The 14,343-nt window shown below is 30.5% G+C and carries 15 protein-coding genes and 3 tRNA genes; 8 read left to right on the top strand and 10 right to left on the bottom strand.

Translation table 11 applies throughout. The features are described from left to right. Window positions 1-35: 35 nt before the first annotated feature. Complete coding sequence (gene nth / locus EV195_RS11080; RefSeq protein ID WP_132795018.1) at window positions 36-692, top strand: endonuclease III; 657 nt, start codon at window positions 36-38, stop codon at window positions 690-692. Window positions 693-936: 244 nt separating this feature from the next. Here nth and EV195_RS11075 read toward each other — a convergent pair whose 3' ends face one another. Beyond that, window positions 937-1,521, bottom strand: coding sequence for an RNA polymerase sigma factor (locus EV195_RS11075; RefSeq protein WP_207899785.1), 585 nt, complete (start codon window positions 1,519-1,521; stop codon window positions 937-939). 255 nt (window positions 1,522-1,776) lie between these two features. Here EV195_RS11075 and uvrA point away from each other — a divergent pair, with 255 nt between their 5' ends. The 3 genes from uvrA (at window position 1,777) to EV195_RS16705 (ending at window position 5,592) form a co-directional block, all read left to right on the top strand. Continuing rightward, window positions 1,777-4,563, top strand: coding sequence for an excinuclease ABC subunit UvrA (gene uvrA, locus EV195_RS11070; protein WP_132795017.1), 2,787 nt, complete (start codon window positions 1,777-1,779; stop codon window positions 4,561-4,563). A 170-nt stretch (window positions 4,564-4,733) separates the two neighbouring features. Further along, complete coding sequence (locus EV195_RS11065; protein ID WP_132795016.1) at window positions 4,734-5,291, top strand: YqgE/AlgH family protein; 558 nt, start codon at window positions 4,734-4,736, stop codon at window positions 5,289-5,291. A 145-nt stretch (window positions 5,292-5,436) separates the two neighbouring features. Beyond that, entirely contained in the window at window positions 5,437-5,592 is a 156-nt protein-coding gene (locus EV195_RS16705) for a hypothetical protein (RefSeq protein ID WP_165915722.1), read from the top strand. Here the strand turns inward: EV195_RS16705 and EV195_RS11060 are convergent. After that, window positions 5,589-6,416, bottom strand: coding sequence for an aminotransferase class IV (locus EV195_RS11060; protein ID WP_132795015.1), 828 nt, complete (start codon window positions 6,414-6,416; stop codon window positions 5,589-5,591). The genes EV195_RS16705 and EV195_RS11060 overlap by 4 nt on opposite strands. 96 nt (window positions 6,417-6,512) lie before the next feature. After that, window positions 6,513-6,896, bottom strand: a complete 384-nt coding sequence (locus EV195_RS11055) for an START-like domain-containing protein (protein ID WP_132795014.1) — start codon at window positions 6,894-6,896, stop codon at window positions 6,513-6,515. Window positions 6,897-7,001: 105 nt separating this feature from the next. On the opposite strand from EV195_RS11055, the gene EV195_RS11050 reads away from it, so the two are divergent. Continuing rightward, window positions 7,002-7,075, top strand: a tRNA-Met gene (locus tag EV195_RS11050). Between the two features lie 217 nt (window positions 7,076-7,292). Here the strand turns inward: EV195_RS11050 and EV195_RS11045 are convergent. Continuing rightward, a complete protein-coding gene (locus tag EV195_RS11045; RefSeq protein ID WP_132795013.1) occupies window positions 7,293-7,730 on the bottom strand; it encodes a GNAT family N-acetyltransferase in 438 nt (145 codons plus the stop codon). Window positions 7,731-7,757: 27 nt separating this feature from the next. On the opposite strand from EV195_RS11045, the gene EV195_RS11040 reads away from it, so the two are divergent. Both EV195_RS11040 and EV195_RS11035 read left to right on the top strand, forming a co-directional pair. After that, window positions 7,758-8,204: a GNAT family N-acetyltransferase gene (locus EV195_RS11040; RefSeq protein ID WP_132795012.1), complete on the top strand. Its 447-nt coding sequence runs from the start codon at window positions 7,758-7,760 to the stop codon at window positions 8,202-8,204. A 63-nt stretch (window positions 8,205-8,267) separates the two neighbouring features. Next, window positions 8,268-8,340 (top strand) — tRNA-Gly (locus EV195_RS11035). 38 nt (window positions 8,341-8,378) lie between these two features. On the opposite strand, the gene EV195_RS11030 is transcribed toward EV195_RS11035, so the two are convergent. After that, window positions 8,379-9,023, bottom strand: coding sequence for a rhomboid family intramembrane serine protease (locus tag EV195_RS11030; RefSeq protein ID WP_132795011.1), 645 nt, complete (start codon window positions 9,021-9,023; stop codon window positions 8,379-8,381). Window positions 9,024-9,114: 91 nt separating this feature from the next. On the opposite strand from EV195_RS11030, the gene EV195_RS11025 reads away from it, so the two are divergent. After that, window positions 9,115-10,017, top strand: a complete 903-nt coding sequence (locus tag EV195_RS11025; RefSeq protein WP_132795010.1) for a lysophospholipid acyltransferase family protein — start codon at window positions 9,115-9,117, stop codon at window positions 10,015-10,017. 149 nt (window positions 10,018-10,166) lie between these two features. Here the strand turns inward: EV195_RS11025 and EV195_RS11020 are convergent. The 5 genes from EV195_RS11020 to EV195_RS11000 all read right to left on the bottom strand — a co-directional run bounded on the left by EV195_RS11020 (window position 10,167) and on the right by EV195_RS11000 (window position 14,279). Beyond that, window positions 10,167-10,242 (bottom strand) — tRNA-His (locus EV195_RS11020). A gap of 55 nt (window positions 10,243-10,297) precedes the next feature. Then, window positions 10,298-11,014 (bottom strand): bacillithiol biosynthesis deacetylase BshB1, encoded by a 717-nt coding sequence (gene bshB1, locus EV195_RS11015; protein WP_132795009.1) that lies wholly within the window; start codon window positions 11,012-11,014, stop codon window positions 10,298-10,300. Next, a complete protein-coding gene (locus EV195_RS11010) occupies window positions 11,011-11,649 on the bottom strand; it encodes a hypothetical protein (RefSeq protein ID WP_132795008.1) in 639 nt (212 codons plus the stop codon). The genes bshB1 and EV195_RS11010 overlap by 4 nt, the downstream gene beginning before the upstream one ends. 9 nt (window positions 11,650-11,658) lie before the next feature. After that, window positions 11,659-12,810, bottom strand: a complete 1,152-nt coding sequence (locus EV195_RS11005; RefSeq protein ID WP_132795007.1) for a trans-sulfuration enzyme family protein — start codon at window positions 12,808-12,810, stop codon at window positions 11,659-11,661. A 59-nt stretch (window positions 12,811-12,869) separates the two neighbouring features. Continuing rightward, window positions 12,870-14,279 (bottom strand): MATE family efflux transporter, encoded by a 1,410-nt coding sequence (locus tag EV195_RS11000; protein ID WP_132795006.1) that lies wholly within the window; start codon window positions 14,277-14,279, stop codon window positions 12,870-12,872. Between the last annotated feature and the right edge of the window lie 64 nt (window positions 14,280-14,343).

The following is a 14,343-nucleotide window of genomic DNA, read 5'->3' as shown; positions in this document are numbered from 1 at the left end:
AATTTGTATTTTTGTTAAGTAAAAATACTGAAAAAATGAACAAAACCGAAAAAGTTCAGTTTGTAATTGATACCTTAGAGAAATTGTATCCAGAAACACCTATTCCATTAGACCATAAAGATCCTTATACTTTATTAATAGCTGTGTTGATGTCTGCTCAAAGTACTGATGAGCGTGTCAATAAAATTACACCTCTTTTGTTTAAGGAAGCAGATAATCCATATGACATGGTTAAATTAACTGTAGATGAAATTAGAGAAATTATAAAGCCAGTTGGTTTATCTCCTATGAAGTCTAAAGGAATTCATGGCTTATCAAAGATTTTAATTGAAAAGCATGATGGCAAAGTTCCACAAAATTTTGAAGATTTGGAGGCACTACCTGCTGTTGGTCATAAAACTGCTAGTGTTGTTATGGCTCAAGCTTTTAACATTCCTGCATTTCCAGTAGATACACATATTCATAGATTGATGTATAGATGGAACTTATCAAACGGTAAAAGTGTAGCGCAAACGGAGAAAGATGCTAAAAGATTGTTTCCTAAAGAACTATGGAACAAACTACATCTACAAATTATATATTATGGAAGAGAATATTGCCCTGCAAGAGGTTGGAAATTAGAAAATGATAGTATTACCTCTACAATAGGAAGAAAAACAGTAATTGATGAATATTATTCTAAGAAAAAATAATACATAAAAAAGCTTCAGTTTTTAGGCTGAAGCTTTTTCACTCTTAATTCAAATTCAATTCAATGAGAACGTTCGTCTTTGTTCTAACTGTTTTGAAGCTTTTAGAGAAGTTTAATAAAAACTCCACTGTTTTTTGTTTTGGATTCATCTTATAATTTGATGATTTACTTGAGTAAATGTGCGCCATAGATTATTGTTTGGTAAAAATGTTTACCTAACTAACGCTCAATTTATTAATTTAGTATTAATTTACTAAAATAATTTTATTTTTCTCAATTACCTTCCTCAAATTTATCAATGCATATCGCATTCTACCTAATGCCGTATTTATACTTACTCCAGTACTTTCAGAAATTTCGCTGAAGCTCATGTCCATATACATTCTCATTTTTAGAACTTCTTTTTGTTCTTCTGGAAGCTCTTCTATAAGATTTCTAACGTCAGATAATATTTGATCTTTAATTATTCTTTTCTCAGCATTTAAAGAATTATCGCTAATTATAGAAAAAATATCAAACTCTTCAGAGTTATTGAATTTAGGCATTCTATTATTCTTTCTAAAGTAGTCTATTACTAAATTATGTGCAATTCTCATTACCCATGGTAAAAATTTACCTTCTTCATTATAGTTACCTCTTTTCAAGGTTTTAATAACCTTGATAAAAGTATCCTGAAACACATCTTCAGTTACATCTCTATCTTGGACTTTACTGTAAATAAAACTAAAAATTCTTTGCTGATGCCTTTTGATTAGAAGCTCTAGAGCAGCCTCTTTACCGTTGATATAATCTTTCACTAAGACACTATCATCACATTGATTCCTAAACATAATTCTACTTTTATCTAGCGAAAAGTACATGACTCTTCGATTGGGGTTATATAATAATTTTAAAAGTAGTTTTAATGTATAGGCGTAACGCTTTAATAATTAATTTATTAGGCAAATATGTAATTTTTTATCATAATTAACAAATTTTATTCCATTTTAATTAAGTAATGATATTTTTTTAGCCATAAGTTTTAATACAATTTACATTAACTGTCCGTTGTAAAATGATTATTTTTGATGTTTACTTTTATTGAAATGAAAACACCTATTTCTAGTATAAATCCTAAAGAAAATATAATTATAAAAGGAGCTTCGCTTCATAATTTAAAAAATATTGATGTTGTAATTCCTAGAAATAAATTTGTTGTTATTACAGGTTTATCTGGTTCTGGAAAATCTTCATTAGCATTTGACACTTTATATGCAGAAGGTCAAAGACGTTATGTAGAGAGTTTATCCTCATATGCACGACAGTTTTTAGGAAAGCTTCACAAGCCTAAAGTGGATTATATCAAAGGAATTGCTCCAGCCATCGCTATAGAACAAAAAGTAAATTCTACCAATCCTAGATCAACAGTAGGAACATCTACAGAGGTGTATGATTATATAAAACTGTTGTATGCACGAATAGGTAAAACGATTTCTCCAGTTTCAGGAAACGAAGTTAAAAAACACACAGTATCCGACGTCATCAATTATATAAAAGAAGTTTCAGAAAATACTAAACTTTTATTACTTGCTCCCATTACAATTCCAGAAGGAAGGGATTTATCAACTGTTTTACAAGTTCTTACTCAACAAGGTTATGCTCGTTTAAAATTTAATAATAAAGTTTACAGGATAGATAAATTTCCAATTGATGATTATGATGGTTCAATTCTAGAATTAGTGGTTGATAGAATAATTGTTCAACATGAAGAAGATTTTTTTAATCGATTGGCTGATGCTATTCAAACTGCTTTTTTTGAAGGAAAAGGTATTTGTTATGTTGAAAATTTAGATACTGGTGGCAAAGAAGAATTCAGTAATAAATTTGAATTGGATGGGATTTCATTTTTAGAACCCAATACACATCTATTTAGTTTTAACAACCCTTACGGTGCTTGTCCTGTCTGCGAAGGATATGGAAGTGTTATTGGTATTGATGAAGAATTAGTTATTCCCAATACTGGCTTTTCTATTTATGAAGATGCTATTTTTCCTTTTAAGACAGATTCATTCTTAAAATACAAAGAAGATTTAATTTTACATGCTTCTGAATTTAACATTCCTATTCACAAACCATGGTTTGAATTAACTGAAGAACAAAAAGATTTAGTTTGGAAAGGAACTAAAAAGTTTAACGGAATCAATCATCTTTTTAAAACATTAGAAGAAAAAAGCTATAAAATTCAAAATAGAGTTATGCTTTCTCGTTATCGTGGAAAAACTAAATGTAGTGAATGTGAAGGAAAACGACTTAGGAAAGAAGCAAACTATGTGCAAATTAATGGAAAAACAATTTCAAGTTTAGTCAATTTACCTTTAGATGAACTGGCAAATTTCTTTACATCAATAAAGCTAAACTCATATGAAGAAAAAATAGGAAAACGACTACTTACAGAAATTAACAATCGTTTACAGTTCTTAGTAGATGTCGGTTTAAGTTATTTAACGTTAAATAGAACTTCAAACTCCCTATCAGGAGGAGAAAGTCAACGTATTAATCTAGCTACCTCACTGGGAAGTTCTTTAGTTGGGTCTATGTACATTTTAGACGAACCAAGTATCGGTTTGCATCCAAAAGACACAGAGCGTTTAATTAAAGTATTAAAAAATTTAAGAGACCTAGGTAATACTGTGATTGTAGTTGAACATGATGAAGAAATCATGAAAGAAGCTGATTACATTATTGATATTGGTCCAGAAGCAGGTACTTATGGAGGACAAGTTGTAGCAGAAGGAACATATGATGAAATTTTACAATCAAACACCTTAACAGCAAACTACTTATCAGAAAAATTAAAAATTAAAGTTCCTACTAAAAGACGTGTTACTAAAAATTATATTAAAATAATTGGCGCAAGAGAAAACAACTTAAAAAACATCGATGTTACATTTCCTTTAAATAACCTAACTGTAATAACTGGAGTTTCTGGTAGCGGTAAAAGTACCTTAGTAAAGAAAATACTTTATCCAGTTATGCAGAAAAAACTGATAGGTTATGGAGATAAAGTAGGACAGTATAGTTCTGAAGAAGGTAGTTATGATAATTTAAAACATATTGAGTTTATAGATCAAAATCCAATCGGTCGTTCTTCTCGGTCTAACCCTGTTACTTATATAAAAGCCTATGATGATATTAGAAAACTATTAGCAACTCAAAAACTTTCTAAAATAAGAAACTATCAGGCAAAACATTTCTCTTTTAATGTTGATGGTGGTAGATGTGAAGTTTGTAAAGGTGAAGGAGAAGTAACTATTGAAATGCAGTTTATGGCTGACGTACATTTAAAGTGCGAAAATTGCCAAGGAAAACGATTCAAAAAAGATGTATTAGAAGTTGCTTTTCAAGGTAAAAACATTGACGATATTCTTAATTTAACTATTGATGATGCTATTAAGTTTTTTACTGAAAATGAAGAAAAGAAAATAGCCTCTAAATTAAAACCGCTTCAAGATGTCGGATTAGGATATGTTACTCTAGGACAATCTTCTTCAACGTTATCTGGAGGTGAAGCACAACGTATAAAGCTAGCTTCTTTTTTAGTTAAAGGAACTACTAAAGACAAAGCGCTATTTATTTTTGATGAACCTACTACTGGTTTACATTTTCATGATATAAACAAATTACTTTCCTCTTTCAACGCTTTAATAGATCGTGGACATTCTGTAATAGTAATCGAACATAACACAGATCTTATTAAGTGTGCAGACCATATTATTGATTTAGGATTAGAAGGCGGTAAAAAAGGAGGTAATTTAATTTTTGAAGGCACACCCGAAGAATTAGTTAAAAACAAAAAATCGTATACTGCTACATACATTAAAGAAAAAATTTAACAGTATTTATTTTTTCAACATAAGTAATTCATAAAAAAGGAATTAACTAATCACAAGTTTATGTAAGCCTATAAAATAGCTAAAAAAAACTTTCAGCTACTACACTTTTTATTAAAGAAAAGTTAAAAGTTTGAAAAAATATTATTATTTTTCTATAGAATTTTAGCAATATATTAATGTTAGCCCCAAAAAAAGGAAGACTCTTAATTGCAGAACCATCAATTTTAAATGATGATTCTTTTAAACGTACTACAGTTTTGCTCACAGAGCACTCTGAGAATAGTACAGTAGGATTCATTCTTAATCGTCCACTTGAATATGTTCTTGAAGACTTAATCCCTGATATTAACTGTAACTTTACAGTGTATCAAGGAGGACCTGTAGAACAGGATAACTTGTACTTTATTCATCGTGTTCCACATTTATTATTGGATAGCATTGAAGTTGCCAATGGTATTTATTGGGGAGGTAATTTTGAATCTTTAAAGAACTTATTAAAAGAAAACCTAATTCAAGCCACAGATATTCGTTTTTTCTTAGGCTACTCAGGATGGGGAGCTAATCAATTAGAAGATGAATTAAACACAAATTCTTGGTTTATTACCGAAAACGATTTTCAAAATATCTTTTGTGAAGATGAGGAATCTATCTGGAAAAATAAACTTCTTCAAAAGGGTGGTAAGTATAAAATATGGGCAAATGCTCCTGCCGATATTAATATGAACTAAACTTAGTTCGTCTAAAAACCCCATATTTACAGTTCTGTAAACCTTTAGTCTTAGGTTATTCAACAACAAAACAAGTCCATACATCTAAAAAAAAGTAAGGAAAGAGCTATTATCTATACTATTGTATTGTATAAATGTTTTGAGTATGAAAAATAACCCTAAAAAATTAACTTTTGTTACCACGAGTGGTAATGAGTTTGAAATAAACCTACCTGTAGCAGATTATACATTAACTGTTAATAGATATTCTAACAAAGGTTTCTTTGTAGACAAAACAAATGTTAGTGTGTTTTTAAACTAAGACGTAATAGTCATTAAAGAAAGGCTTTTCTTTATTTTTTTAGAAATTTCTGTTTTAAATTCTTTTTTCCTGTAATTAGTAATAGCTTGAACACCAATTATTGCATTTGTAATAAATACCTCATCTGATTTTTGTAATTCAAAAGGAGAAATATTTGTTTCTTCAATAGTAAAATCAGGATGTTTTTCAATTATTTCTATAACCTTTTTCCTGATAATTCCTTTTATACATCCTTCACTTAAAGAAGGAGTTTTAATAACATTTCCTTTTACAACAAATATATTCCCATTAGTTACCTCTGCTACACCTTTCCTTTCATTTAGTAAGATGCAATTATCTAAATCATTTTCTTTAGCATAAATAGCAGCAACAGTATTTAAAATCCTATTGGTTGTTTTAACAGTAGAAAGCAATCCTGAATAGTTGTAAAAATCTTTATATAAATCAACCTTATATGTTTCTTTAGAAGTGGCTTTTATTTCTTTAACCTCTATCAAATAGTCTATCTCATTTGTTGCAGGAGTATACAAACCTCCATCTTTTCTATAAACATTCACACGAACTCTTAGTAATTGTGAATCATAAGAAGTAATTACTTTGTTTATTTCTTCTTCTAAAAATTCTAATGTAAATTTCATAGGAATTTTCATACGAAGCATACGCATTGAAGCCATTAGTCTAAAGTAATGATCTTCTAAAAAAATAATTTTATTGTTTTGGACTTTTATAGTTTCAAAAATTCCATCTCCGTATTTAAATGCTCTATTTTGATGTGTAAGTTGTAATTCGTCTTCAGAAATTAAACTTCCATTGTAATTAATCATAAGAAAATTTTGAAATGCGAAATTACTAAATTATATAACGATAATTCATAAAAAAAGCTCGACTATGTCGAGCTCTTGATACATTTATTTGCTAGGTTAGGCACCAATTAAATGCCTAAGTTCATCAATTTGATTTTCCCATAGCATTTTGGACTCCTCTACTGAATCTTCATCATCTGCAAAATCAGTAACAATTAACGATACATCTTTAGTTAAAGGATCAACCTGAACTCTAAATTCAAAATAACTATCATCATCTTCACTCTCTGTCCATTTGAATTTTATCCTTTCATCGGTCTTTTTAGTTACTATTGTAGCTTCTTCCTCACTATCATCCCAAAAAAAGGTGATGATTTTACCTCTAGAATTAACCTTATCCGCAAACCACTCTTCTAATCCTGATGGAGTAGCAAAATATTGATATAATAAAGCTGGAGAGGCGTGTACTGGTACTTCTAGTTCAAATTTGACTTTACCCATTTATATTTAAGTTTGTTGTACAATATATATAAATATTCTTTTTAAAAAAAATTATCTTCTTTTGTTGCTGTATTTGAAAATTACTTTATATTTGCGTCCGCAATTGGCGAGGTAGCTCAGGTGGTTAGAGCGCAGGATTCATAACCCTGAGGTCGGGGGTTCAAGTCCCCCCTTCGCTACTAAGTGAAGTTAATTGTTAATCCGTAGAATCGTAAAGTATTGATTCTACGGATTTTTTATTTTCAGAATAAAAAAAATCCAAAAAAAATTAAAATATTATTTTTTTGATGTGAATTTTTTATTAAATTTACAATGTCTGAGAGACGTTTCAGACACTTTTTCTTTTTCATAGCAATTTTCCCACTCCGGTTTCTCGTGAGTGGGTTTTTTTATGCCTTATTTTTTCTTGATTTCTTTATACATTTTATAATGTGGTCCAACCTTATTAACAAATAAATCGCCAATAATTTGAAAGTGATTTTTCTCGTAAAACTGCACCGCAACTTCTCTTGCATTGCACCATAAGAAATTTATACTACGATTTAACAATTCATCACTAGCAAATGATAATAATAACTTTCCATAACCTTTTCCTCTAACATCAGTTGCAGTTGCCATACCTCTTAATTGGTATTGAGTTCCTTTAATTTCTTCAATAGCGTTTTTAACAAATGTACCAATACAGACAAGTTTTTCATTTTCAAAAACTCCTAAATGAAAGGTTTCATCATCTAAATCGCCATCAAATTGATGAGGCAAATCAATATTCTTTCTTAATACTTCTAATCGTAAAGGAAATGTTTCCTCCGCTCTAATTTTCTTTACAGAAACCATTATTTTTATACTGAAATTATAATTACAATGAATATTACTTTTAACACTATTGATAGTAAAGATATTTTAGACATATTACCTTTACTATCTATAATAAATACTAAAACTCCTCCAGACATTTTAAAAAAGCGAGTTTTAGAAATGGTAAATTACCAAAATTATGAATGTGTAGCTGCATTTGATAATGAAAAAATAATAGGCATTTGTGGTCTTTGGTATTCTACTAGACATTACATCGGAAAGAGTGTGGAACCCGATCATGTAATCATATCTGAAGCGTATAGAGGTAAAGGTTTAGGAAAATTATTTTTTAATTGGATTTATGAGTATACAAAAGGAAAAGGATGTGAAGCAATAGAACTAAACACCTATACCGCTAATACTAAGTCACATAAATTTTATTACAACGAAGATTTTAATATTTACGCCTTTCACTTTTTAAAAGTTTTACGCGAAGACAAAAAATTTTATTAAAAAAATTAAAAAAACGTTTGTAGAATTAAAAAAGGGTGCTATATTTGCACCCGCAATACCGACGCGGGAGTAGCTCAGTTGGTAGAGCGTCAGCCTTCCAAGCTGAATGTCGCCGGTTCGAACCCGGTCTCCCGCTCAAAAAAAACCGAAACATTTGTTTCGGTTTTTTTATTTTTATAACTTTTCTAATTTATCTCCAAACAAAAATAATGCGACAATAATACCTCCCATTACAAGTATCATCGTGGGATTATTATTAAATACAGAAGGCCTGAGTAAAAGCGTTATTAAGAAACCTCCTATTGCGCCTCCAAGATGTGCAGAGTGTCCTATATTTCCCATCTTAGCTTTCATTCCATAAATAGAATACAACAAATAACCAATTCCAAAAACATAACCTGGAAGCGGAATAGGTAAAGGAAACATAATTAATTCCATACCCGGATACAACATAATACCCGAAAAAACTATTCCTGAAACAGCTCCTGATGCTCCAATTGCAGAATAATAATAATCATTTTTATTTTGAAATAATGAATACATACTTCCTGCTAATAAACTAACAAAATAGATAAGCAAAAAATTTACATCCGAAAAACTATTAGCAACTATTCGCCCAAACAAATAGAGTGTATACATATTAAACCCAAAATGAAGCCAATCTGCATGCAAAAATCCAGAGGTTACCATCCTGATTTTTTCTCCGTTTAAAATTTTTCCCACTTGGAACTTGTACTTGTTAAAAAAACTATCATCTTGAAAACCTTTAACTGTAGCTAAAAAGTTCGCTACAATTAATCCTAGAACAATCTTATTCATATTTATTATTTATATAAAACACAAACTTAATGAAAAGATTTAGGTACCGCTGTTTTATATTTAAATACGATATTTGCAAAAATCATTTTTAATGGACTTACTTATTTATGCATTGGTGTACCCTATCATTTGGTTAATGTCTCGATTACCTATGAGAGTACTCTATCTTTTTTCTGACTTTTTATTTGTTATGATATACTATGTTTTTGGTTACCGAAAAAAAGTAGTTGTAGCGAATTTAAAAACAGCATTTCCAGAAAAATCAGAAAATGAAATTAAGTCGATATCAAAGAAGTTTTTAAGGCATTTAACTGATTTAATAGTTGAAAGCATCAAATCGTTCTCAATAAGCGAAAAAGAAGTATTAAAGCGATACAAATACAAAAATCCTGAATTGGTAAATGAAATCATTAAAGAAGGTAAAAGCATTGCTTTAACTGGAGCACATCAAGCAAATTGGGAATGGTCTTTTAGCTTGCCTTTGGTTTTAGACACAACAGTTTTTGGAGCTTACACGCGTTTAGGAAACAAATATTTTGAAAAAACCGTTAAAGAATCTCGAATGAAATTTGGCGTAGTAGGATTTAAAACTTCTGAAACCGTTAAAGCCATGCTTAATAACTACACTAATAAAATTCAAGGTGTTTATATTTTACTTAGTGATCAATCTCCTGTTTTGCAAAAAACACATCACTGGCAAGAATTTTTTGGAGTAAATGTACCAGTGCATTCTGGAGCAGAAATGTTAGCAAAAAAGTTTGATTTAACCGTTGTAAATTATGTTACACGAAAAATTAAACGCGGTTATTATGAAACCGAATTTGAGTTAATTACAGATACTCCTAGAGATTTTAAAGATTATGAAATTTCGGACAAATTTATAGCTATTACAGAACGAAACATTAGAAAACAACCTGAGTTTTATTTATGGTCTCACAAACGTTTTAAACACAGACATAGATACCAGGAATGGGTAGAAAAGTATAAAAAATAAAAAAAGCTTCTCGAATGAGAAGCTTTTTTTTCTGGGTGAAAGACCGGGATTTACTTCGTCTCCGCTCAGTATAAACTTCTCACCCTATATTTAATTAATACTTTAAATTTCACATATAAAAAAACCCTCTCGACTGAGAGGGTTTTAAAGGGTGAAAGACCGGGTTCGAACCGGCGACCTCCGGAACCACAATCCGGCGCTCTAACCAACTGAGCTACAATCACCATTTAACTAGCGGGTGCAAATATAATTCTTTTATCAAATATGACAAAACATTTTTTTATTTTAATTTACTTAAATTTTCTACCGCTACGTAACGTTCTGTCGTAAAGCCTTCTGCAAACTCAACTCCTATTAGCCTTCCAAGATCTTTTGCTCTATATTCTATACTTTCTATAAAATTCTTGCTGGTAATCGGTGTTTCTGGTTCATTACTTTTAGGATCGAAAAACTGAGAACTATACGCCATTACTGAATCAACTTTTTTATCCATAAAACCTGTAACATCCACAACGAAATCTGGCTCAATGTTTTTCCATTGAATGTAATGATACACAACTTTTGGTCTCCATTTTTCTTGTTTTACACCATCAAGTTCTGTTTCAACCTTTACCAATCCACTTAAAAAACAAGCATCAGATACTACTTTACTTCCCTTTGGATGGTCGATATGACGATCATCAATTGCATTACATAAGACAATCTCAGGTTTGTACTTTCTAATCATTTTTATGATTTCTAACTGATGCTTTTTATCATTCACAAAGAAACCATCAGCAAAACCCAAATTTTCACGTACAGACACTCCCAAAATTTTTGCTGCATTAGCAGCTTCTTTATCTCTTAGTTCAGCAGAACCACGAGTTCCAAGTTCTCCTCTGGTTAAATCTACAATTCCTACTTTTTTCCCTAAAGAAATTTCTTTCGCTATAGTTGCTGAACAACCTAATTCTACATCATCTGGATGCGCTCCAAACGCTAATATATCTAGTTTCATTGTTTAATTTTTACTGATGAAGAAAAATAAAACTCTCCATCTTTTTTATAAATTGAACAATTAAAAGTATCTTTTTTAACCATATTAATTAATTCGAAATTTTCTAAAGTATAATCACTTTTATCTTCCTTATGGTTGATAATTTCAAAACTGTCCTTTTTTATAATTATATCGTTTATAATCTTTTCAATATCGAGGTCATCAATCTTCAAAATAAAATTTCTCCATATTACTTTGCTATTATTGCAAAAATTCTTCTGCTGTTTTTTTGTATCTCCCCAGACCAAATTATAAATTGAATCAGTAAGAGTTAATGGATCTTTTTCTAAGTACTGAGACACATCCAGTTCTTGATCATCTTCTGGTTCTATTATTTCATTTAATTCCTCAAGATCATAATCCTCATATTTAATAGGTTCTAATTTTTGGTGAATTTGATAATGAATAATAGTATCTCCTATTTTCTTTCCTAATAATGTTACATCTACACCAGGAACCCATTTATACCCATTTACAAATAAATCATCACAGGTTAATCCTTCTGTATAGTAAAAAGGGGCATTGATTATTTTTTTATTCTTACACGAAGAAAAAAATAGAACCAACGATAAAAAAACAATACTTCTTTTCCACATAATTAAAATCTAAATCTTTTCTATTGCTTGCTCAATATCCGCTATTAAATCTTCAAACTCTTCTATTCCTACAGAAAAACGAATTAAACCATCTTTAATTCCTTGTTTTGCTCGTTCTTCTGGAGACAATAAAGCATGAGATGTTTGCGATGGACTTAACAACGTACTTTCTACTCCAGCTAAACTCATAGACGGTTTTATCAGCTGTAAATTACGTTGGAATTCCATAGAATCGATTCCTTCTTTTAATTCGAACGATAACATACCTCCAAAACCTTTCATTTGTGCTTTAGCTAGTTCATAATTTTCATGAGAAACTAAACCAGGATAATACACTTTATCTACATTCGGATTTTGCTCTAAATAGTTTGCCATTTTTAACGCGTTTTCATTTTGACATTTCACACGTAAGTTCATGGTTTTAATACTTCTTTCTAACATCCAAACGGTAAAATCACTTAAACTTCCTCCGAAGTTTTTAGCAATATTCCAAATCTTATCGATATGTTCATTAGATGCTGCAACTGCTCCAGCTAAAATATCAGAGTGACCTCCCATGTATTTTGTAGCCGAATGAATCATAATATCAATGCCAAAATCAATTGGAGTTTGATTAATTGGAGAAGCAAACGTGTTATCAATCATGGTAACAATTCCATGTTCTTTGGCTAAATCAGCAACCGCTTTAATATCAACTAACTTCAATAACGGATTTGATGGCGTTTCTATAAAAATCACCTTTGTATTTGAGCGAATAGCTTTTTTGAAGTCTTCTATTTCTAAACTATCAGTAAATGTATATTCAATTCCGAATTTATCGAATTCTTCAACCACTAAATTATACGTTCCACCATACAAGGTTTCTTGTAGCACTACATGGTCTCCTTTATGTAAAAAAGCCATCAAACTTGTACTAATAGCTGCCATTCCTGAACCAAAAATCAATGCATTTTCAGTTTTTTCTAATGCAGCAATTTTCTTGGATAAAGCTTCTTGATTTGGCGTATTGAAATAACGCGGATACCTTTTCACATCAACATCATAAAATTGATAAGAAGAAGATAAATATATTGGAGAAACAGCTCCTTTGAACTGTTCATCTTTTAACTCTCCAACATGCGTGCAAATAGTATTAATTCCGTATTTATTTTTTGAATCCATAAACGGTATTTAGGTTTGTAGATAAAGAAATGATTGGTAGCTAAATTACAAAAAGTCAACTATACCATAACTGTTTTCCACCTTCCTTTTTTAAACTGCCAAATACCAATTACCGCTATTAAAACTTCTGCTACTGTAATTGCCCAAAATACACCTTGTGGGCCGAAATCTAACACTATTGCCATGATATAAGCAAAAGGTAACTGCACTAACCAAAAACAAATGAAATTGATAATTGTAGGTGTATTTGTATCTCCTGAACCGTTAAAAGATTGAATCACAACCATACCATATGCGTACGCTATATAACCTGCAGCCATGATTTGTAAACAAAGAGAACCGTATGTTATAACTTTTTCACTTTCTGAAAACCAAGACAAGAAAGTTGGTGCAAAAGCAATATAAATTATTGAAACTAAGCCCATGAAATACGCACAATATTTACCAGTAATCCAAACAGACTTTTCAGCTCTTTCAGGTTGATTTGCACCTAAATTTTGTCCGACTAAAGTTGCCGCAGCATTGCTCATTCCCCAAGCAGGCATTAAGGTAAACATCATAATTCTGATAGCAATCGTGTATCCAGCTAATACTTCACTACCAAACTCAGACATGATTCGCATTAAGAACACCCAACTTGATGTTCCAATTAAAAACTGTCCTATTCCTCCTAAAGAAACTTTTATAATGTCAAAAATCAGTGCTAACTTTAATACTAAATCCTTTAGCATTAGTTTAATTTTTCCACTTCCATAAAATAAAACTAGTAATTGCGTTACCACTGCTGTACCTCTACCAATTGTAGTTGCTATTGCTGCTCCTTCTACTCCATAAGCTGGAATTGGTCCTAATCCGAAAATAAAAATTGGATCTAAAATAATGTTTAATCCGTTTGATAAAATTAACGTCCACATTGCTATAGATGCATCACCCGCTCCTCTAAATATGGCATTGATTAAAAACAGTAGCATTACTGTTATATTTCCTCCTAGTAAAACTCTTGTATATCCATAACCCTCTTCTATTAATGCTGGCTCTCCTCCCATTAATCCGAGAATTTCCTTTGGAAAAAGGATACCAACTATACTAATACCTATAGATATTAGAATTCCAAGAAATATTACTTGAACCGCAGTTTCATTAGCTTTTTCTATATTTTTTTCTCCAACTCGCCTAGCTACCAAAGCTGTTGCCGCCATACTTAAACCAATAGCTAACGCATAAACTAACGTTAATACAGATTCAGTTAATCCAACAGTTGCTACAGCATTAACACTTACTCTTGAAACATAAATGATATCTACTAAGGCGAAAATAGATTCCATTAACATTTCTAATATCATTGGAATCGAAAGCATAAAAACTGCTTTTTTAATACTGCCTTGTGTAAAATCTTGCTGTTTACCTAAAACAGCTTCTTTAAAAAGTTGAATTATATTTTGTTTTGAAGTTTGATTGTTTGTTGTCATTGTAATTCTATTAGTAATGTAATCCTTTAAAAGACTAAAGGATGTAACTTAATTTTTATATGTC

Origin of the sequence: Tenacibaculum skagerrakense (assembly GCF_004345825.1) — a bacterium.
GTDB lineage: Bacteria > Bacteroidota > Bacteroidia > Flavobacteriales > Flavobacteriaceae > Polaribacter > Polaribacter skagerrakensis.
The sequence above is the reverse complement of the archived record's forward strand: the minus strand, read 5'-3'. Positions and strand labels throughout refer to the sequence as shown.